Consider the following 19,823-nt stretch of genomic DNA (forward strand, 5'->3'; position numbering starts at 1 on the left):
CACGTGAAGCGTCTGTGGGGCGGGGCGGTCACCGCCATGGCCGTGATGACCGCCGTGACGGGCTGCAAGGCCGAAGAGGTCAACGGTTCTTCCGGTGCGGAGCCGACTGGCGCACGCGGCGCCGCCCTGACCGCCGTCGATGCACTGGACGTCAAGGGCCGGGCACCGAAGACCGGTTACTCCCGTGAGCGCTTCGGCAGCGCCTGGGCCGACACCGACTCCAACTCCTGCGACACCCGTGACGACATCCTCAAGCGCGACCTGAAGGAGGTGAAGTTCAGCGGAGGCAAGTGCAAGGTCACCTACGGCGTACTGGAGCCCGACCCCTACTCGGGTAAGACGGTCACCTACCGGCGCGGCCGCAGCCTGGTCGACATCGACCATGTCGTCGCCCTCTCGGACGCCTGGCAGAAGGGTGCCAAGTACTGGGACAGCAGCAAGCGCATAGCCCTCGCCAACGACCCCCTGAACCTCATCGCGGTCGACGCGAGCACCAACCGCGGCAAGGGCGACGGCGACACCGCGAGCTGGGTCCCCCCGGAGAAGAAGTACCGCTGCACCTATGTCGCCGCCCAGGTCGCCGTGAAGAAGAAGTACGACCTCTGGGTCACCTCGGCGGAGAAGTCCGCGATGAAGAAGATCCTCACGTCCTGCCCCGCCCAGAAACTCCCCACCGGCGGCAACCCCACCAACGCCCCGTCCCGCTTCCGGGCCCGCTGAGCGGAGGCCGCCCGGCGGGCCCGTCCCTGACCGGTCGGCCCGTGGCCGGTCAGCCCTTGGCGCCGGCGGTCTTCAGCGAGTCCACGAGGTGCCCCGCCAGCTTGGCCGCGTTGGCGGCGCCGTTGTCCTTGCCGGTCGTGGAGGTCACGGTGACCACGGCACTGCCCACGCGGGCGGCCACCAGGGTCGTGCCGTTCTCCCAGTGACCGCTGGTCATCGTCATGGTGTAGGCGTCATCACCGAGCCCGGAGGTGGTGCTGCCCGACAGCTTCACCTTCGAGTGGTCGTTGAGGTCCGTGAACGTGGCGCAGGACCCGGCGGCGGCCCGGATCTGCCGCATCACGGTGTCGGCCGTCGTGCCCTGGAACACATCGATCTCCTGGACCATCTCCTCGGTCTCGTCCGCGTTGGCGTACTCGCCCTGTGCGAACGACACGCCTCCCGTGAACCCGGAGACGTCCAGCCACGTCGTGTTCTCGAACTTGGTGCAGTCCGGCTTCGCGGTGTCCCGGCTGGCGGGGGAGACGAAGTCGTCGCCGCTGTCCGAGAAGCCTTCGGAGACCGCGCTGAGGTGGGACGGGAAGAACGACGCAGGCGCCAGCGCCTTCTTGAGCTGGGTGCCCGTCATCAGACCGGCGTTCAGGTTCTTCGCCTGCGGCTTCTCGGCCGGCGCGGCGGAGTCGGAAGAGCTGGGCGAGCAGGCGGCCAGGGCCAGCGGAAGCGCGGCGACGGCGAGGACCTGGACGAAGCGGGGCGGAATGCGCATGAGAGTTCCTACTGAAGAGTCGTGAGAGGAGAAGTCGTGAGAGGAGAAGTGGGGCGCGCGGTCCGGGCGTGAGCGCGCCGGACGGCGAAAGAGTTCCGCGAACGAAAGCTAGACGCGGGGGAGTCGGAGTCGGTGCCCGGTGCCGGTCAGTCGGCCTTCTTCCAGCCGCCGCAGCCGGTCGACCTGAAGTAGGCGTCCGCAGGTCGGACGGTGACGACCACGGAGCCGGTCCCACTGCCGCTGGCGATGACCGAGCCCAAGCGACGCTCGGCATCCCTGGCGCGCTCCCACCGGCAGATGCGACGGGCGTTGCCGCTGGACCGGTAGGTACCCGGCGCGATGTCCGTACCGACCCGGAAGTCGGCGTCACCGGACAGCACGCCCTCCGTCGTGCCCGACCCGGCGCCCCCCGGCGCCCCGAAGCGGCCCGGCGTCCGACCGGACCCGCTTCCGGCGGTGGTGGAAGCCTCGCCGCCCGAGCTGCCGGTGCCGAGGTCGCCCCCGTGGCCGGCGTTCGCGGAGAGGGCGCCGATGACGACGAGTCCGGTGGCTGTGTTGAGCGCGATCCTGCCCATCATGCCCACGGCGCGTCCCTCCCCGATGCCGACGGCCCAACCCCCTCCGGCGGGCCGCTCGTTCGCTGGGTCAATAAGAGCAGAGCTTGTGAACCGAGTCAACACGGTTAACAGAAAGATGGGAGTACACGGGTGTGAACCGGATTCGCCGAAGCGTCGGTATGCTCGGTGCACACATGGGACGAGGGGAGCGGGGCCGGTGCAGGACAACGCGACAGAGGTGACAGCGGCCGGGATCGCGCGGCTCGCCGGGGTGGGCCGGGCCGCCGTCAGCAACTGGCGCCGTCGGCACCCCGACTTCCCCAAGCCGGTCGGCGGTACCGAGACCAGCCCCTCCTTCGCGCTCGCCGAGGTCGAGGCGTGGCTGCGTGAGCAGGGGAAACTCGCCGAGGTGCCGTTGCGGGAGCGGGTCTGGCAGCAGCTCACCGGTCACCCCGAGGGGCCGGCCGTGGCTCTGGTGCACGTGGGCTGTGTCCTGCTGCTCGTCCAGGAGCGGCCCACCGTCTGGCTCGACATCGACGCCGGTTCCGACGAGCGGCTGGCCGCGCGACTGCCGGGGGTGCTCGACGGGGTGATCGCGGCGCGCTTCGGCTGTGAGCCTGTGAACGCGGCAGACTCTGTGAACAGCGGAACGCCGGTTCACACTCCCTCCGGTCCGCAGCTCCTCCCCTCCGTCCCCCTCCTGCGCGGTGCGGTCGAACTCGCCGGGGAGCTGGGAGCGCGGCAGACCTTCGAGTTCCTGGTGGGCCGGTACCTGGACGCCCACTCCCGCCAGTACACGCCCACCCCCGCCGAACTGGCCGGACTCATGGCCGAGTTGGCCGGCCCCGCCCTGACCGCTCTCGACCCGGCCTGCGGTACCGGCGCCCTGCTGCGTGCCGTCGAAGCCCGCCCCGGCCAGGCGCTGTACGCCCAGGACAGCGCCCCCGACCTCGTCGCGCTCACCGCGCTGCGACTCGCGCTGCACACCCGCGCGGCCGTGCGCGGCGCGGTGGGGGACACCCTGCGCGCGGAGGCGTTCCCGGAGCTGCGGGCCGACGCCGTGCTGTGTCACCCGCCGTTCAACGAGCGCAACTGGGGACACGACGAGCTTGCCTACGACGCCCGTTGGGAGTACGGCTTCCCGGCGCGCAACGAGTCCGAGCTGGCCTGGGTGCAGCACGCGCTGGCCCGGCTGGCCGACGGCGGCACCGCCGTGCTGCTCATGCCGCCGGCCGCGGCCTCCCGGCGTTCCGGGCGCCGTATCCGCGCCGATCTGCTGCGCCGGGGCGCGCTGAGGGCCGTGCTCGCGTTGCCGGTCGGGGCGGCACCGCCGTACAACCTCCCCCTCCACCTCTGGGTGCTGCGCCGTCCCGGCCGGGTGCCGGTGGCGCCGGAGGTGCTGCTCGTGGACACCGGGGCGTTCGCGGGGGAGGCGCGCGGCGGACCGGACTGGCAGGCGGTGCGGGACGCGGCGCTCGACACCTGGCGCACCTTCGCGCGTGAGGGGAAGCTCGCGGAGCGACCCGGTCTGGCGCGTTCCGTACCGGTCATCGAACTCCTCGACGACGACGTGGACCTCGCCCCCGCCCGCCACCTCCCGCCCCCCGCCGCGGCCGACGGTGTCGAGCAGCTCGCCGCCGTCCGGGACGACCTGGCCGCCACCCTCCGCCTCACCACCGGCCTCACCCCGCCCCCCGCCGTCCCGGCCCCGCCCGCCCGCTGGCCGCTCACCACCATCGGCGAACTCGCCCGAGGAGGCGCCCTGCTGCTGCGCACCGGCGGCATGCCAGGCACCCCCGGCAGCACCGTCGGCACCAGCCCCGCGCGCGTACCCGTCCTCACCGACCACGACGTGCTCGCCGGATCGCCCCCCTCCGGCACGCTCCCGGAGGGCGACGAGGAGGCGGTGCTGACCGAGCCCGGCGACGTCGTCGTACCGGTGCTCGGCGGTGGTTCGGTGGCCCGCGTGGTGGACGAGACGACGGCGGGCGCGGCCCTCGGCCGCAACCTCGTCCTGCTGCGCCCGGACTCCGGCGCGCTCGACGCGTGGTTCCTCGCCGGCTTCCTGCGCGGCACCGCCAACAACCGCCAGGCCAGCAGCTACGCCTCCACCGCCACCCGGCTCGACGTGCGCCGCCTGCAACTGCCCCGCCTCCCGCTGGACGAACAGCGCCGCTACGGCGCCCGGTTCCGGGCCCTGGACGAGTTCGAGCAGGCGCTGCGCCGAGCGGGCCGGCTGGGGGAGCAGTTGCTGCGCGGCATGTACGACGGGCTCACGGACGGAACGGTCGAGCCGCACTGAGTCGAGCCGCACTGAGTCGAGCCGCACTGAGCTGAACCCCGGGCAACGGTTCGGTACAACGTGTAACACCCTGTCGGTGCGGGCCTATACGCTCGAACCCCGATACCGAACCGTCCAGGAGCAGTCATGCACGGCCAGGGGCAGCCGCAGCCCGCCCGCAGCGCGGGGACCGTCATCACCCTGCGCGTGCTGATGGCCGCCTGCTCCCTGCTGTCGTGCGGAGTCTTCGCGTGCGTGCCCCTGTTCCGGGTCGCGTTCCTGCGGGGGCGCTGGTACGACTGGCTGGCGTCCTGGCTCAGCCTGGTGCTGTCCGTCGGCTGTTTCGTGGCCATCGGTGAATTGCCGGAGGACGACCCGCGGAGTGATGCCGTGGTGATCGCGATCCTGTTCGTCGCGCTGGGCGCGGCCGTCCACTTCCTGGTCGCCGACATCCGGTTCCACAACAGGGCCGCCGCCCCGGCCGGTTACGCGTCACCACACGGTCAGACCGTGCCCGTGACCTACGGCTACCCGCACCCCGTCCCGCCCTACCCGGACACGCCGGTTCGGATGCCGCCCCCGCCCCCGCCGGAACACCCCGCCCCCCAGGTCATCCCGCCCCGGCCCCCCACCCCGCCCCGCCCCGCGCCCGCCCGTATCGACCAGGTGCGTGCCGAGCTGGACGAGCTGAGCGACTACCTGCGCCGGCAGGACGGCAAGCCCGAGGGCGGCCGGTGAGCGTGACGCAGGGACGCGTCGTCGCCGGCCGGTACGAGCTGTCCACACTGATCGGACAGGGCGGCATGGGCCAGGTCTGGACGGCGTACGACCGTCGGCTCGACCGGCGGGTGGCGGTGAAGCTGCTCCGGCCGGACAAGGTGGCCGGTCTTGAGGCGGACGAGCTGCGCCGCAGGTTTCTGCGCGAGTGCCGGGTCACCGCGCAGGTGGACCACCCCGGCCTGGTCACGGTGCACGACGCGGGCAGCGAGGGCGAGGAGCTGTTCCTCGTCATGCAGTACGTGGACGGCGCCGACCTCTCCGACCACCTCGCGGAGCACGACCCGTACCCGTGGCAGTGGACGGTCGCGGTGGCCGCGCAGTTGTGCGCCGTGCTGAGCGCGGTGCACGCGGTGCCGATCGTGCACCGGGACCTCAAGCCGCGCAATGTGATGGTGAAGCAGGACGGCACGGTCACCGTGCTCGACCTGGGCGTGGCGTCCGTCATGGACACCGACACCACCCGCCTCACGCACACCGGTTCACCGATCGGCTCGCCCGCCTACATGGCGCCGGAGCAGGCGATGGGCGGCGCGGTCGGCCCGTACACCGACCTGTACGCGCTGGGCGTGCTGATGCACGAACTGCTCAGCGGAGACGTGCCGTTCACCGGCTCCACCGCGCTCGGTGTGCTGCACCGGCACCTCTACGAGCCCCCGCTCCCGGTGCGACGGCTGCGTGCCGAGGTGCCGGCCGCGCTGGAGGCGCTGGTGCTGCGGCTGCTCGCCAAGGACCCGCAGGCCCGCCCGGCCTCCGCGCAGGAGGTGTACGAGGACCTCGCGCCGCTGCTGCCCGCGCGCGGCATGCCCACCGGCGCGCCGCTCGACCCCACGCGTCCCTTCCTGCGCCCGCACGCCCCCTGGCCGGACCGCGCCCGCACCCCCGCGCCGCAGCCCGCCCCGGTCGCCCCCGCGCCCCCGGTGGACGAGAAGCCCGATGTCGCGGCGGCCGTGGACGAGGTCAAGCGGCTGCTGGGGGAGGGGCGCATCACCCAGGCCGTGGACATCCTCGGCGCGATCCTGCCCACCGCGGCCGAACAGCACGGCGAGCACTCACCGGTCGTCCGCACCCTGCGCAAGCAGTACGCGGCGACGCTGCTCGACGACGGCCAGTACCGGCGCGCCCTGCCCGAGCTGCGCCGCCTCGCCGACGAGCGGGCCGCCGAGGCGGGCCAAGCCGACCAGCAGTCCCTGCGCTTCCGCTACGAGGCGGCACAGTGCCTGGAGCAACTGGGCGAACCGGCCGCCGCGCTCGCGGAGTACCGCGCGCTGCTGCCCTACTACGAGAACCGGTACGCGTTCGACGACCCCGGCCTCGCCCACGACGTCCGCCGCCGCATCGGCCACCTGCTGCTCGCCCTCGGCGACCGCCCGGCCGCGCACGACACGCTGGCGCGGCTGCTGATGGACGTGGAGCGGGTGCACGGCCCCCAGCACCCCACGGCGATGGAGATCCGGCGGACCCTGCAATGGCTGGGCCAGGTGCGCTGAAGTCCTTCCGGTCAGCGGGTCACGGGCAGTGCCGAGACGAAGCGCGGCCCGTCCGACCTGTGCTGCACCGGGAACGTCACCTTCAGCCCGTGCTCCTCGCCGGCCACCGAGAGGACGGTGGCGTACTGCAGGCCCAGGAACACCTTCTTGGAGTTGCCCGCGGAGAGATAGGGGCGGGGCAGGTTCAGCACCAGCTTGCCCGGCTTGCGGCCCTGATTGCCGTCGAAGAAGAGCAGGCGCTGGTCGGTGAGCGCCAGGTAGAGCGGTCGGGGTGTGACCGTGGCCATCACCGTTCCGGCGCTCAGCACACCGACCACCGCCGCGGTGAGCGCCTGCCTGCGCACCGACACCGAGCCGACCCCGGCCAGCGAGGTGAACTCCACCCGCTCGCCCTGGAGGAGCAAGGGGGCTGTGGCTTCGAGCAGTTGCCGGTTGCGGCGGGCATTGAGGGACATCTGGGACTCCGGGGAAGCGCTGTAGGGAAAAACGGCTCCAAGGAGACTCGCGCCGCGCCGCGATGGTTGTACGGAAGTTCCGGAAGGCGCCCCGTGCGCAGGGTTGTCACTGGTCTCACCTAGTATCCGCCGCATGTCGTTCGCTTCCGGATCTGCCCTGCCACCACCCGACTTCGAGGTCGCGTCCGCCCATCCCGAGGTCGCCTGGCTCCGGCAGGCCGCCGCCGCGGGCGACCTGGAGGCGCTGTGGCGGTACTTCCACGGGCTGCCGCACGGCACCGACCGGGCGTTCCCGGTCCGGATCGTCAGCGAGGTGGACGGTGTCGAACACGCCCTGCGCGCACGGGTCGAGACGGTACCCGACGACGTGCTGGGCCTGACGCTGCTCGGCGCCCGGGAGGTCGAGATCGGCTGGGCGGTACGCACCGGGGCCCGCGCCGAGCACGTCAGCCGGGAGCAGTTCGCCGCCTTCCACGAGCATCTGCGGACCGCCGAGCAGCACCTCATACGCGCCACCGCCCTCGACCCGTCCGCCGACGCGGCCTGGGCCGCCCGGCTCGACACCGCCCGGGGGCTGCAGCTCGGCCAGAACGAGGCCCGGCGCCGCTACCGGCAGTTGGCCAAGCACCACCCGCACCACTTCACCGGCCAGGCCCGGCTGCTCCAGCAACTGTGCCCCAAGTGGAGCGGCACCTGGGAGGACGCCCACGGCTTCGCCCGCGAGTGCATGCTCGCCGCCCCCGAAGGCGCCCTGAACGGCGGCCTGGTGGCGGAGGTCCACCTCGAACACTGGCTGGAACTCGACGCCGGCCAGGAGCGCACCGCGTACCTGCGCCAGCCCCACGTCCACGCCGAACTCGTGGAGAGCGCCGGCCGCTCGGTGGCCCACCCGCACTTCGCGCGCGGCTACGGCTGGGTCGGCGTCGAGGGCACGTACGCCGCCCTGTTCTCCCTGATGGGGGACACCGTCCGTGCCGCCCATCACTTCCGCGCCCTCGGCAACCTGGCGTCCGAGTTCCCCTGGAGCTACCTCGGGAAGCCGGCCGAGGCGTACGTCAAGCACCGCGACGCGGCGCTCGCCCGAGGATGACCACCATGCTGAACAGAGGCCGAGGATGAACCCGCACGCAGCCGTCCACCACACCCGGGTCGACGGCATACCCACGCTCTTCGTCCAGGCGGCCGGGCCGATGCGCGCCGGGCTCGTCTTCCGGGTCGGTATCGCCGACGAGACCCTCGGCCGGGCGGGGCTCACCCATCTCATCGAGCACCTCGCGCTGTACCGCCAGGGGGTCGCGGACTACCACTACAACGGCGCGACCAAGGCCGCGTTCACCCACTTCCACGTGGAGGGCGCCGAGCACGAGATCGTCGCCTACCTCACCGGTGTCTGCGCCTCCCTGACCGACCTGCCCATGGACCGGCTGGAGACGGAGAGGGAGATCCTGCGCACCGAGGAGTCTCGCCGCGACTCGGGCCTGCTCCCGCTGTGGCGGTACGGCGCGCAGGGGTACGGCCTGGTCAGCTACCCGGAGTGGGGAGTGCGCACCGCGAGCGCGCAGGACGTGTGGCAGTGGGCGCAGAGCTGGTTCACGGCGGACAACGCCGTGCTCTGGATCGCCGGTGAGCACATCCCGGCCGGCCTCTCCCTCAAGCTGCCCGCGGGCGACCGGCGTCCGATGCCCGCGGTGACCTCGGCGCTCCCCGCCACTCCCGCGTACTTCTCCGACGGCACGGGCGGGGTCCTGCTGGACGCCGTGGTCGCCGACACCGCCGCGGCCCGGCTGTACTCGGGCGTCCTGGAGCGCGAACTGACCCGTGCCCTGCGGCAGGAGGGCGGCTACTCGTACACGGCCGCGAGCGACTTCACCTCCCGCCGGGACGGCTACGCCCTCGTCACCGCCTTCGCGGACAGCCTGCCCGCCAAGCAGGACGCGGTGCTCGGCGGCTTCGTCGACGTGCTCGCCGGGTTCCAGGCGGGCCGCATCGCCCAGGCCGACCTGGACGCGGTGCGCGGCCGCGCCGACGGCGCCCTGGCCGCCCCCGACTCGGTGGCCCTCAGGCTGCCCGGCCTGGCGGAGGACCTGCTCGCCGGGCGCCCGCTGCGCACCGCCGAGGAACTGCGTGCCGAGCTGCGCGCGGTCACCCCCGCCGATCTGCACCAGGTGGCCGTGGAAGCGGCGGGCACCGCCCTCCTCCAAGTGCCCGGCGGCCACAGCGCCGACTGGGCGGGGTACACCGCCGCCCCCGTCGACTCCCCGTACGCGGTCACCGGACGGCGCTTCGCCGCCCGCGACGGCGGTGACACGTCGCTCGTCATGGGCGCCGACGGCGTCAGTCTGACCGGGCGGACGGCCGGCGGCTCCGAGCGCGCCGTCACCGTCCACTACCGCGCCTGTGCCGCCGTGCTGAGCTGGCCCGACGGCGGCCGGCGCCTGATCGGCACCGACGGTCTGACCGTCGAGGTGGAACCGGGCCTCTACGGCATCGACGCCCACACGATGGCCGCCCTGGACGCCGCCGTGCCGCCCCACGCGGTCGTGCGGCTGCCGCCCCGGCAGCAGCCCGCGGCCAGGCCGGCGTCCTCGGCCGCCCGGCAGGAGGGCGGTGGCACTCAGGGGTCCGCGGGCGCCCGTACGCCCACGCGGCGGACCGTCGTACAGTCCATCGGCCTGGTCGTCCTCCTGATCCTCGCCGTGCTCAGCGGCTTCGTGGCCCTCTCCTTCACGGCGTTCGAGGCCGAGGACCCGGAGCTGACCATGGGGGAGTGGCTCGCCCTGTCGGGCTTCCTCTGGGGCATCACCGGTCTGCTCGTGTGGCCCGCGGTACGGATCGTGCGGACCACCCGGAGGGGATGAGACGGCCGCCGCGCCCCCCGGCGGAGTGACGCGGCGGTGCCCGAACTCGTGGTGAATCGTTGGTCCGATGGGTTGGCCGGAGCAGTACGGCTGCCTAACATCGATCACCGCAAGACTTTGTGCACCGTCGCACAATCTCCTCAGGAGGTTCCCCTTGCTCCGCCGCCGTCGCACCGCGCTAGTCCTCACCGCCGTGATCGCCGCCGCGGCTCCGCTCCTCACCGCCTGCGGCAACGACGCGCATCCGGGCGCGGCGGCCGTCGTCGGCGGGCAGCGGATCACCGTGTCGCAGTTGGAGAGCCGGGTGAACGAGGTGCGGGCGGCGCAGCGGGCCGAGGTGTCCGACCAGGCCCAGTACCAGCAGGTCCTGGCCTCCACCGGCAGCCTGACCCGCGACACCCTGCACAACATGGTCCTGGACCAGGTGCTGCACCGCGCCGCCCGTGACCAGGGCGTCACGGTCACCCGCAAGGAGATCCAGCGGATGCACGCCGACCTGGAGAAGCAGGCGGGCGGCGCCGAGCAGCTCCAGTCCGCCTGGCTCCAGAAGTACGGCATCGCCCCCGAGCGCCTCGACGACAACCTCGGCCTCCAGATCGAGGCGCAGAAGCTCGCCGCCAAGCTCGGCACCGACACCAGCCAGCCCCCGTTCTGGGACGCCCTGTCCAGGGCGTCCAAGGAACTCCACATCGACGTGAACCCGCGCTACGGCGCCTGGGACGTGACCAAGAGCAGCCGGGTCGACGCCCGTACGCCCTGGCTGCGGGATGCCTCGGCGGCGCAGAGCGCCTGAACGGACGCGGACGCGTGGGGCCGGCCGGTTGACCTGCTGGTTTCCGGTCCCGCGCGGCGTGTCGGTCATACGATCACAGGACTCCTCCACCCCTGTGGACAACTCGACCCACCATTCCGCGTCCTGGGTTACGTTCGGATCGTGAACGCAATCAGCTCCGCCTCCGCCCCCGGCCGCATCGTCCTGCTCACCACCAGCCACCGCGTCGCCCCCGGCCTGCTGTCCTGGCCCGCCTGGCAGGCGCTGCGCTCCGCCGACGCCGTGCTGTGCGCGGACGGCGCCCATCCGCAGGTGCCGTATCTGCGCGAGGCCGGGATAGCGGTGACGGAGGCGTCGCCGACCGCCGAGGAACTGGTCGACGCCTGCGCGGGCGACCGCACGGTGGTCGTCGTCGCCACCGGTGAGGGAGAGCCCGCCCTCACCGACGGCCTCGCCCGGCTCGCCGGATCGGGGCGGGTGCACATGCCCGAACTGGAGCTGCTCCCCGCCTCCTACGACCTGCCCGGCGCCCGCCTCCTCGACCTCGTCCAGGTCATGGACCGCATCCGCGCCGAGTGCCCCTGGTCCTCCCGGCAGACCCACGAGGGCCTGGCCAAGTACGGCATCGAGGAGGCGTACGAACTGGTCGAGGCCATCGAGGCGGGCGACCGGGACGAGCTGCGGGAGGAGCTGGGCGATGTGCTGCTCCAGGTCGTCTTCCACTCCCGCATCGCCGAGGAGGACGCGGAGGCACCCTTCTCCATCGACGACGTCGCCGGGGGCATCGTCGCCAAGCTGATCCACCGTCACCCGCACGTCTTCGGCGAGGAGGAGGCCGAGACCCCGGAGGACGTCAAGGCGCACTGGCTGCGCACCAAGGCCGAGGAGAAGCGGCGCAGCTCCGTCACCGAGGGCGTCCCCCTCGGCCAGCCCGGCCTCGCCCTCGCCGCCAAGCTGGCCTCCCGCGTCCGCACCGCCGGCCTGGACGTGCCGCTGCCCCAGGGCGACGGCATCGGATACGAACTGCTGGACCTGGCCGCCCGCGCCGAACAGGCGGGCGTCGACCCGGAAGCGGCCCTGAGAGCGGCAGCCCGCGTCTACCGGGACGCGATACGCACCGCCGAGGGCGTGCCCGCCCCGGACGCCGAGATCGACAAGGACGACGACACCGAGTAGCCCGGCCGGGCCGGCCCACACCGGCGGGGGCTCCCCACCAGCACAGAGCCGGCCGCGAGCAGACCAGGAGAAAGGAGCCGACCCGTCTCCACCCCGGCCCGCCGGATACCGTCGGGGAGTGACCCAGCCGCACCAGCCCACCCCCGACGACCCCACCCCCAGAGCCCCCGCCGAGGGTTCCGCCGAGGCCCCCGCCCAGGGGCCCGCCCCGGACCTCTTCACCTGGGAGTTCGCCGCCGACCCCTACCCCGCCTACGCCTGGCTCCGGGAGCACGCTCCCGTGCGCTGGACCAGGCTGCCCAGCGGAGTGGACGCGTGGCTGGTCACGCGGTACGCCGATGCCAAGCAGGCCCTGGCCGACCAGCGGCTCAGCAAGAACCCGGCGCACCACGCCGAGACCGCGCAGGCCAAGGGCAAGACCGGTATCCCCGGTGAGCGCAAGGCCGACCTGATGACCCACCTGCTGAACATCGACCCGCCGGACCACACCCGGCTGCGCCGGCTGGTCAGCAAGGCGTTCACCCCGCGCCGGGTCGCCGAGTTCGCGGGCCGGGTGCAGGAGCTGACGGACGACCTCATCGACCGGTTCGCCGAGAAGGGCTCGGCCGACCTCATCCACGAGTTCGCCTTCCCGCTCCCCATCTACGCCATCTGCGACCTGCTCGGCGTCCCGCGCGAGGACCAGGACGACTTCCGGGACTGGGCGGGCATGATGATCCGGCACGGCGGCGGGCCCAGGGGCGGGGTGGCGCGTTCGGTGAAGAAGATGCGGGGCTATCTCGCGGACCTCATCCACCGCAAGCGCCAGGCACTCCCCGCCGAGCCCGCGCCCGGCGAGGACCTCATCTCGGCGCTCATCCGGGCCTCCGACCACGGCGAGCACCTCACCGAGAACGAGGCCGCCGCCATGGCCTTCATCCTCCTGTTCGCCGGCTTCGAGACCACCGTCAACCTCATCGGCAACGGCACCTACGCGCTGCTCACCCACCCCGAGGAGCGCCGCAGGCTGGAGCTCTCGCTGGCGGCGGGGGAGACCGGCCTGCTCCAGACCGGGGTGGAGGAACTGCTGCGCTACGACGGGCCGGTGGAGCTGGCGACCTGGCGTTATGCCACCGAGCCGCTCACCATCGGCGGCCAGGACATCGCGGCCGGGGACCCGGTGCTGGTGGTCCTCGCCGCGGCGGACCGCGACCCGGAGCGGTTCGCCGACCCGGACCTGCTGGACCTCGGCCGCCGCGACAACCAGCACCTGGGGTACGGACACGGCATCCACTACTGCGTGGGCGCCCCGCTCGCCCGGCTGGAGGGCCAGACCGCGCTGGCCACCCTGCTCACCCGGCTGCCGGACCTCGCCCTGGCGGCCGATCCGGCCGAACTCCGCTGGCGCGGCGGGCTGATCATGCGTGGACTGCGGACACTGCCGGTGGAGTTCACACCGGTCGGTCCCCGTCGTGAAGGCGCACATGACGGGCGTTCAACTATGTGATCTTCACGTGATCTCTGCGGCATGAACTTGTGACAAGTGTTCGTCTGACGCTACGTTCACCCATCAGTGTGGCGCCGAGCACCACTTGCCACGCCGAAACGCTGTCGCACGAAAGGCAACCGCATGCTCTCCGGGAACGGTAGGCACCGTCGCCCCCGCCAGGCTCCGGCGCTCCTCGTCGCGGCGGGCGTGACCACGTCCGCCATCGCGATCCCGCTCCTCGGGGCGGCGAGCGCCAACGCGGCCGACGGCACCACCTGGGACAAGGTCGCCGAGTGCGAGAGCGGTGGCTCCTGGAGCGCCGACACCGGCAACGGTTACTACGGCGGCCTCCAGATATCCCAGGACGACTGGGACAAGTACGGCGGCACGCAGTACGCGGCCAGCGCCGACCAGGCCAGCCGTTCGCAGCAGATCTCGGTGGCCGAGAAGATCCTGGCCGACCAGGGCACCACCCACTGGGCCACCTGCGCCCTGCTCGCCGGACTCACCTCGAACTCCGGCTCGGTGGACGTCGACACGGGCGTGAGCGAGTCCCCCTCCGCCGGCCAGGGCGGCTCGGACAAGGACGCCGGCAAGTCGAGCGAGGCTCCCGACGCGGGTGCTTCGTCCGATGGTTCCGACTCGTCCGGACTGGGCAATTCCTCCCCGCCGTCCGACTTGTCCGACTCCTCCGCCAAGGAGACCGGCAAGCCGTCCCCGAGCGCCGGCGAGAAGGACGCCTCCGTCGACGCCGGGAAGGACGCCGGCGCCTCCCGCTCCGACGCGTCCGCGCCCCCGGCCGCCGACCCCGGCTACAAGGACGGCGGTTCGCCCTCCAGTGCCCCCGCGGCGGAGGACGACGAGTCCTGGGAGGACGGCGGCTCCTGGAGCCTCGTCGACACCGGCGACCTCGGCGGCGGCCGTCACCGGGGCGGCAACGCCGACGAGAGCGTGACGGAGGGTCAGCACACGGCCGGCACGGGCCGCCACGCCACCGCCTCTCCGGGCACCTACACCGTCCGCGCCGGTGACACGCTCGGGTCCATCGCCGACTCTCTGGACGTGGACGGCGGCTGGGAGGCCCTGTACTCCGCGAACAAGCAGGCCATCGGCGCGAACCCGAACCATGTCGACCCGGGTCAGACCCTCGAAGTGCCGGGCGAATAGGGCGAACAGACGGCGCACAGCGGCATTTGACGCCCCGCTATATTCTTATATGTCCTATTTGGCGAAAGTGTGGGATGACTCTCAGAAGACCTGATCGTCTTTGAATTTCGCCGCGCGGCATGTCTACGGTCGGGACCGCTCGTCACCACGAGCACCCGTGGCCGCAACGCCGAATCCTGCCAGCGGCCGTCGGGGACAACCGTCGCGTCAAGCGCCGTAGGCAGGAGCGGGGGACCCAAGGTAGGTGCCCGAACCGGTGACTGACACCGGGACGGGCTTGGGGTGGAGCCACGCCTTCCGGAAGTACCGGGGAGGGGTGGCCGGGCAACTCAACCGGCCCGAACCCGACAGCTCACCTCGCAGGCGTCGGTGAGGGGATCGATCCATGCTGTTCTCCAGCAAGGGCAAGCACCGTCGCCCGTCCAAGACCGTCCGTGTCCTCGCGCTCGCCGGTGTCGCCGGCGCGGCCGTCGCGGGCCCGGTGATGGCGTCGGGCAGCGCCTCCGCCGCCACCGGTTCCGAGTGGGACGCCGTCGCCCAGTGCGAGTCGGGCGGCAACTGGTCCATCAACACCGGCAACGGTTACTACGGCGGGCTCCAGTTCTCCGCCTCCACCTGGGCCGCGTACGGCGGCACGCAGTACGCCTCCACCGCCGACAAGGCGAGCAAGGAGCAGCAGATCACCGTCGCCGAGAAGGTGCTCTCCGCCCAGGGCAAGGGCGCCTGGCCGGTCTGCGGCACGGGTCTGTCCAGCACGCCGTACAGCGGTTCCGCCGCTCCGGCGAGCCCGGCTCCCTCCACGGACACCACGTCGGAGGACAAGGCCGCGGCCGACACCTCCGAGCGCACCGCCGACGACCAGGCCGCCTCCCGCTCCACCGAGCGTCCGGACGCGAGCAAGACCGTCACCACGCCGACCGGCGGCAAGGTCAAGAAGGGCGACGGCGAGTACAAGGTCGTCAAGGGCGACACGCTCAGCTCCATCGCCGCCAAGCACAAGGTCCAGGGCGGCTGGAAGAAGCTGTTCGACCTGAACAAGGACATCGTCGAGAAGGCCGACTTCATCTTCCCCGGCCAGATGCTCCACCTGAAGTAACCGCGACCCGCTCGGCGGCCCGGCCCCCGAACCGTCCGGCCTCCGAGCTTCCGGTCCCCTGACGGACCCCCCGCCCCGGTGCGCGTTCCCCCCGCGCGCCGGGGCGGTGCGCGTTCCCCGACCGGCCCGCCTCCCCGCCCGCAGCCTTTGCCCAGAACCCTTTGTTCCGGGCGGGAACAATGGGTACGGTCTCCCTGTCCCACCCCGTCCACGAGGCGGTCGGTCGACGGCCGACGCCCCTGGGACGGTTAGGCTCTAGACGCAAGGCGTGCCACCCGCGCACGCCCCGCACCCATCGCGTCACATCCATGAAGGAGATGCTCGTGCCGTCCATCGACGTCGTCGTAGCTCGGGAAATCCTGGACTCCCGAGGCAACCCCACGGTCGAGGTCGAGGTCGGCCTCGACGACGGCAGCACGGGTCGTGCCGCCGTCCCGTCCGGCGCCTCCACCGGTGCCTTCGAGGCCATCGAGCTGCGTGACGGTGACCCGAACCGCTACCAGGGCAAGGGTGTCGAGAAGGCCGTCCTCGCCGTCATCGAGCAGATCGGCCCGGAGCTGGTCGGCTACGACGCCACCGAGCAGCGCCTGATCGACCAGGCCATGTTCGACCTGGACGCCACCGACAACAAGGGCTCGCTCGGCGCCAACGCCATCCTCGGCGTCTCCCTCGCCGTCGCCCACGCCGCCTCCGAGGCCAGCGACCTGCCGCTCTTCCGCTACCTGGGCGGCCCCAACGCGCACCTGCTCCCGGTGCCGATGATGAACATCCTGAACGGCGGCTCGCACGCCGACTCCAACGTGGACATCCAGGAGTTCATGATCGCCCCGATCGGCGCGGAGTCCTTCTCCGAGGCCGTCCGCTGGGGCGCCGAGGTCTACCACACTCTCAAGAAGGTCCTGAAGAACAAGGGCCTCGCCACCGGTCTCGGCGACGAGGGCGGCTTCGCGCCGAACCTCGGCTCCAACCGTGAGGCCCTCGACCTCATCCTGGAGGCCATCAAGGAGGCCGGCTACACCCCCGGCGAGCAGATCGCCCTCGCGCTCGACGTCGCCGCGTCCGAGTTCTACAAGGACGGCAAGTACCTCTTCGAGGGCAAGGAGCGCTCCGCCGCCGAGATGACGGAGTACTACGAGGAGCTGGTGGCGGCCTACCCGCTGGTCTCCATCGAGGACCCGCTGTTCGAGGACGACTGGGCGGGCTGGAAGGTCCTCACCGACCGCATCGGCGACAAGGTGCAGATCGTCGGCGACGACCTGTTCGTCACCAACCCCGAGCGCCTCGCCCGCGGCATCGAGGAGGGCGTCGCCAACGCCCTGCTGGTCAAGGTCAACCAGATCGGCTCGCTGACCGAGACCCTGGACGCCGTCGAGATGGCCCAGCGCAACGGCTACAAGTGCATGATGTCCCACCGCTCCGGCGAGACCGAGGACGTCACCATCGCCGACCTGGCCGTCGCCACCAACTGCGGCCAGATCAAGACCGGTGCCCCGGCCCGCTCCGAGCGCGTCGCCAAGTACAACCAGCTCCTGCGCATCGAGGAGATCCTCGACGACGCCGCGGTATACGCCGGGCGCAGCGCCTTCCCGCGCTTCAAGGGCTGAGACCCCGGCGGGTCGGCGCGAGCCGGCCCCGCCCGTCGTACGTACGTCCCCGGACCCGGTCCCGTACCGTGTCCGGGGACGTACGCGCGTGTGAGCCCAGCACGCGCGCGGCACCACAGGCACAGCACAAGACGCACAGGCACAGTGGAGGCGGAGAGCCAGATGGCCGCGAGGGACCGGGACCGTTTCTCCACCACGACCAGGCTGCGGCTGCTCGGTGAGCAGACGGCGGCCCGCGTCTACCGCTCCCAGACCAAACGGCAGGCCCGCCGCTCCCGCCTCACCGGCCGCGCCGCCCTGCTGGCCCTGGTGCTGTGCTCGATGATCGTGGCGCTCGCCTACCCGATGCGGCAGTACGTCTCCCAGCGCGCCGAGATTGCGGACCTGAGGAACCGCCAGGAGCAGGCCCGTGCCCGGGTGGAGCAGCTCAGGGACGTCAAGGCCCGCTGGCAGGACGACGCCTACGCCGAACAGCAGATCCGGCGCAGGCTGCACTATGTGATGCCCGGCGAGACCGGGTACGTCGTGATCGACCCGGGCGCCGCCAAGCAGTCCCGCACCGACCGGGGCGCCGCCCACCGGCCCTGGTACGCCAACGTCTGGGACGGCGTCGACAAGTCCGACGCCTCCGACCAGTGACCGGCACCCGCCGGTGACCGAAGACAAGCCACTTACGGAAGCAGTCATGGAAACGCCCCCGCCCCACACCCCGCGCACCGAGCCCACCGAGGCGGACATCGCCGCCTTCGAGCTCCAGCTCGGCCGCCCGCCGCGCGGCCTGCGGGCCATCGCCCACCGCTGCCCCTGCGGCCAGCCGGACGTCGTGGAGACGGCGCCCCGGCTGCCCGACGGCACGCCCTTCCCGACGACGTACTACCTGACGTGCCCCCGCGCCGCCTCGGCCATCGGCACGCTGGAGGCCAACGGCGTCATGAAGGAGATGACCGAGCGGCTGCAGACCGACCCGGAGCTGGCCGCGGCCTACCGGGCGGCGCACGAGGACTACATCCGGCGCCGGGACGAGATCGAGGTGCTGGCGGGCTTCCCCAGCGCGGGCGGCATGCCCGACCGGGTGAAGTGCCTGCACGTCCTGGTCGCCCACTCGCTGGCCGCCGGGCCGGGCGTGAACCCGCTGGGCGACGAGGCCATCGCCATGCTGCCCGAGTGGTGGGCGAAGGGCCCCTGCGTGGTGCCGGGCGCCTGCGCGGCCGAGGCCGAGTCCGGTGCGGAGGAGCAGCGATGACGCGCGTGGCCGCCGTGGACTGCGGCACCAACTCCATCCGCCTGCTGGTCGCGGACGCCGACCCCGAGACGGGCGAACTGACCGACCTGGACCGCCGGATGACGATCGTCCGGCTCGGCCAGGGCGTCGACCGCACCGGCCGCCTCGCCCCCGAGGCGCTGGAGCGCACCTTCGCCGCCTGCCGGGAGTACGCCCAGGTCATCCGCGAACTCGGCGCGACCAGGGTGCGGTTCGTCGCCACCTCCGCCTCGCGCGACGCGGAGAACCGGGACGAGTTCGTGCGCGGGGTGGTGGACATCCTCGGTGTGGAGCCGGAGGTCATCACCGGCGACCAGGAGGCCGAGTTCTCCTTCACCGGCGCGACCAGGGAGCTGTCCGGCGGCGACCACTTCGACAAGCCCTACCTGGTGGTGGACATCGGCGGCGGCTCCACCGAGTTCGTCGTCGGGGACGACCACGTGGGCGCCGCGCGGTCGGTGGACATCGGCTGTGTGCGGCTGACCGAGCGGCACCTGGTGCACGACGGCAAGGTCACCGACCCGCCGGCGCACGAGCAGGTGGCCGCCATGAGGACGGACATCGCGGCCGCGCTGGACCTGGCCGCCGAGACCGTGCCGCTCGACGAGGCGCGCACCCTGGTCGGGCTCGCGGGCTCGGTCACCACGGTGGCCGCCATCGCGCTGGAACTGCCGGAGTACGAATCCGCGCGCATCCACCACTCCCGGATCTCGCGGGCCCGCGTCCGCCAGATCACCGAGTGGCTGCTCAGCTCCTCGCACGCCGAGCGCGCGGAGATCCCCTGCATGCACCCCGGCCGGGTGGACGTGATCGGCGCGGGCGCCCTGGTGCTCCTCTCGATCATGGAGCGAACCGGCGCCGAGGAGGTCGTCGTCAGCGAGCACGACATCCTCGACGGCATCGCGTGGTCCATCGCCTGACCGCGCCCGACCGCTCCGACGCCCGTACCGGCATGGCTTGTTACCGTCCAGTAGTGTGCGGCTGAGCAGCCGGGACGTCGTTTGAGCGCCCCCGCGGGGCGGTCGACACGCCGCTTCGCGGGGCTCTGGCGGAAACCTTCGTGAAGTTCTTCACAAGGAAATCAGCCCCGGTGGGGGACGCGAGGGTCCGCATTGACCCGTTCGGGGGCCGGAGGGCCGCTGACGCATGATCACGACCGTATTGCGGCAGGGTTTCGCGGGGGTGTCCGGAGCGCCCGCGCGGGGTGTCGCGTGAGGGGTCGGAGGGGCGGAAAGCCAGCTCAAGCGCCATTGACAACGGGTCGGGATCACGTGGGGTTCCCCCTTGTGAACATGACCTGCGTCACGCGGGCGGCGGAGGATAACACACCCCCTCTCCAACCTTGTGAAGGGGCGCACGAGCTACCCCCACGGGG

General features: G+C 72.3%; 18 protein-coding genes and 1 riboswitch. Of the genes, 15 read left to right on the plus strand and 3 right to left on the minus strand.

The window, feature by feature from the left end; all coding sequences use genetic code 11:
• Positions 1-3: 3 nt before the first annotated feature.
• A complete protein-coding gene (locus ACZ3HQ_RS17660; RefSeq protein WP_467511843.1) occupies positions 4-720 on the plus strand; it encodes an HNH endonuclease family protein in 717 nt (238 codons plus the stop codon).
• Between the two features lie 49 nt (positions 721-769).
• Here the strand turns inward: ACZ3HQ_RS17660 and ACZ3HQ_RS17665 are convergent, their stop codons facing one another.
• Positions 770-1,486 (minus strand): hypothetical protein, encoded by a 717-nt coding sequence (locus tag ACZ3HQ_RS17665; protein WP_467511845.1) that lies wholly within the window; start codon positions 1,484-1,486, stop codon positions 770-772.
• Between the two features lie 146 nt (positions 1,487-1,632).
• The gene (locus ACZ3HQ_RS17670) at positions 1,633-2,064 is read right to left on the minus strand and encodes a hypothetical protein (protein WP_467511847.1); all 432 of its coding nucleotides are present in this window, start codon (positions 2,062-2,064) and stop codon (positions 1,633-1,635) included.
• Between the two features lie 196 nt (positions 2,065-2,260).
• Between ACZ3HQ_RS17670 and ACZ3HQ_RS17675 the strand changes: the two genes are divergently transcribed.
• From ACZ3HQ_RS17675 to ACZ3HQ_RS17685, 3 genes are all read left to right on the plus strand, one after another.
• The gene (locus ACZ3HQ_RS17675) at positions 2,261-4,345 is read left to right on the plus strand and encodes an N-6 DNA methylase (RefSeq protein WP_467511849.1); all 2,085 of its coding nucleotides are present in this window, start codon (positions 2,261-2,263) and stop codon (positions 4,343-4,345) included.
• A 126-nt stretch (positions 4,346-4,471) separates the two neighbouring features.
• Positions 4,472-5,062: a hypothetical protein gene (locus tag ACZ3HQ_RS17680; RefSeq protein WP_467511851.1), complete on the plus strand. Its 591-nt coding sequence runs from the start codon at positions 4,472-4,474 to the stop codon at positions 5,060-5,062.
• A gap of 38 nt (positions 5,063-5,100) precedes the next feature.
• On the plus strand, positions 5,101-6,591 hold the full coding sequence (locus tag ACZ3HQ_RS17685; RefSeq protein WP_467512033.1) for a protein kinase domain-containing protein: 1,491 nt from the start codon (positions 5,101-5,103) through the stop codon (positions 6,589-6,591).
• Between the two features lie 11 nt (positions 6,592-6,602).
• On the opposite strand, the gene ACZ3HQ_RS17690 is transcribed toward ACZ3HQ_RS17685, so the two are convergent.
• A complete protein-coding gene (locus tag ACZ3HQ_RS17690) occupies positions 6,603-7,046 on the minus strand; it encodes a hypothetical protein (RefSeq protein WP_467511853.1) in 444 nt (147 codons plus the stop codon).
• A 133-nt stretch (positions 7,047-7,179) separates the two neighbouring features.
• Between ACZ3HQ_RS17690 and ACZ3HQ_RS17695 the strand changes: the two genes are divergently transcribed.
• The 11 genes from ACZ3HQ_RS17695 to ACZ3HQ_RS17745 all read left to right on the plus strand — a co-directional run bounded on the left by ACZ3HQ_RS17695 (position 7,180) and on the right by ACZ3HQ_RS17745 (position 19,368).
• Positions 7,180-8,136, plus strand: a complete 957-nt coding sequence (locus ACZ3HQ_RS17695; RefSeq protein ID WP_467511855.1) for a hypothetical protein — start codon at positions 7,180-7,182, stop codon at positions 8,134-8,136.
• Between the two features lie 25 nt (positions 8,137-8,161).
• Positions 8,162-9,904, plus strand: coding sequence for a M16 family metallopeptidase (locus ACZ3HQ_RS17700; RefSeq protein WP_467511857.1), 1,743 nt, complete (start codon positions 8,162-8,164; stop codon positions 9,902-9,904).
• 154 nt (positions 9,905-10,058) lie between these two features.
• Positions 10,059-10,697 carry a SurA N-terminal domain-containing protein gene (locus ACZ3HQ_RS17705; protein WP_467511859.1) on the plus strand — a complete coding sequence of 213 codons (639 nt, stop codon included), beginning with the start codon at positions 10,059-10,061 and terminating at the stop codon, positions 10,695-10,697.
• A 141-nt stretch (positions 10,698-10,838) separates the two neighbouring features.
• Positions 10,839-11,852, plus strand: coding sequence for a nucleoside triphosphate pyrophosphohydrolase (locus tag ACZ3HQ_RS17710; RefSeq protein WP_467511861.1), 1,014 nt, complete (start codon positions 10,839-10,841; stop codon positions 11,850-11,852).
• Positions 11,853-11,970: 118 nt separating this feature from the next.
• On the plus strand, positions 11,971-13,338 hold the full coding sequence (locus tag ACZ3HQ_RS17715) for a cytochrome P450 family protein (protein ID WP_467511863.1): 1,368 nt from the start codon (positions 11,971-11,973) through the stop codon (positions 13,336-13,338).
• Positions 13,339-13,461: 123 nt separating this feature from the next.
• Complete coding sequence (locus ACZ3HQ_RS17720) at positions 13,462-14,487, plus strand: transglycosylase family protein (RefSeq protein ID WP_467511865.1); 1,026 nt, start codon at positions 13,462-13,464, stop codon at positions 14,485-14,487.
• A gap of 202 nt (positions 14,488-14,689) precedes the next feature.
• Positions 14,690-14,868, plus strand: a riboswitch (cyclic di-AMP (ydaO/yuaA leader).
• A gap of 4 nt (positions 14,869-14,872) precedes the next feature.
• Entirely contained in the window at positions 14,873-15,583 is a 711-nt protein-coding gene (locus ACZ3HQ_RS17725; RefSeq protein WP_467511867.1) for a transglycosylase family protein, read from the plus strand.
• Between the two features lie 323 nt (positions 15,584-15,906).
• A complete protein-coding gene (eno, locus tag ACZ3HQ_RS17730; protein ID WP_350904023.1) occupies positions 15,907-17,187 on the plus strand; it encodes a phosphopyruvate hydratase in 1,281 nt (426 codons plus the stop codon).
• Between the two features lie 162 nt (positions 17,188-17,349).
• The gene (locus ACZ3HQ_RS17735; RefSeq protein WP_467511869.1) at positions 17,350-17,826 is read left to right on the plus strand and encodes an FtsB family cell division protein; all 477 of its coding nucleotides are present in this window, start codon (positions 17,350-17,352) and stop codon (positions 17,824-17,826) included.
• Between the two features lie 46 nt (positions 17,827-17,872).
• The gene (locus tag ACZ3HQ_RS17740; RefSeq protein ID WP_030814224.1) at positions 17,873-18,430 is read left to right on the plus strand and encodes a DUF501 domain-containing protein; all 558 of its coding nucleotides are present in this window, start codon (positions 17,873-17,875) and stop codon (positions 18,428-18,430) included.
• Positions 18,427-19,368, plus strand: a complete 942-nt coding sequence (locus tag ACZ3HQ_RS17745; protein WP_467511871.1) for a Ppx/GppA phosphatase family protein — start codon at positions 18,427-18,429, stop codon at positions 19,366-19,368. Before ACZ3HQ_RS17740 ends, ACZ3HQ_RS17745 begins: the two co-directional genes overlap by 4 nt.
• Positions 19,369-19,823: the final 455 nt, after the last annotated feature.

The organism is Streptomyces sp. NPDC018263 (assembly GCF_055562575.1).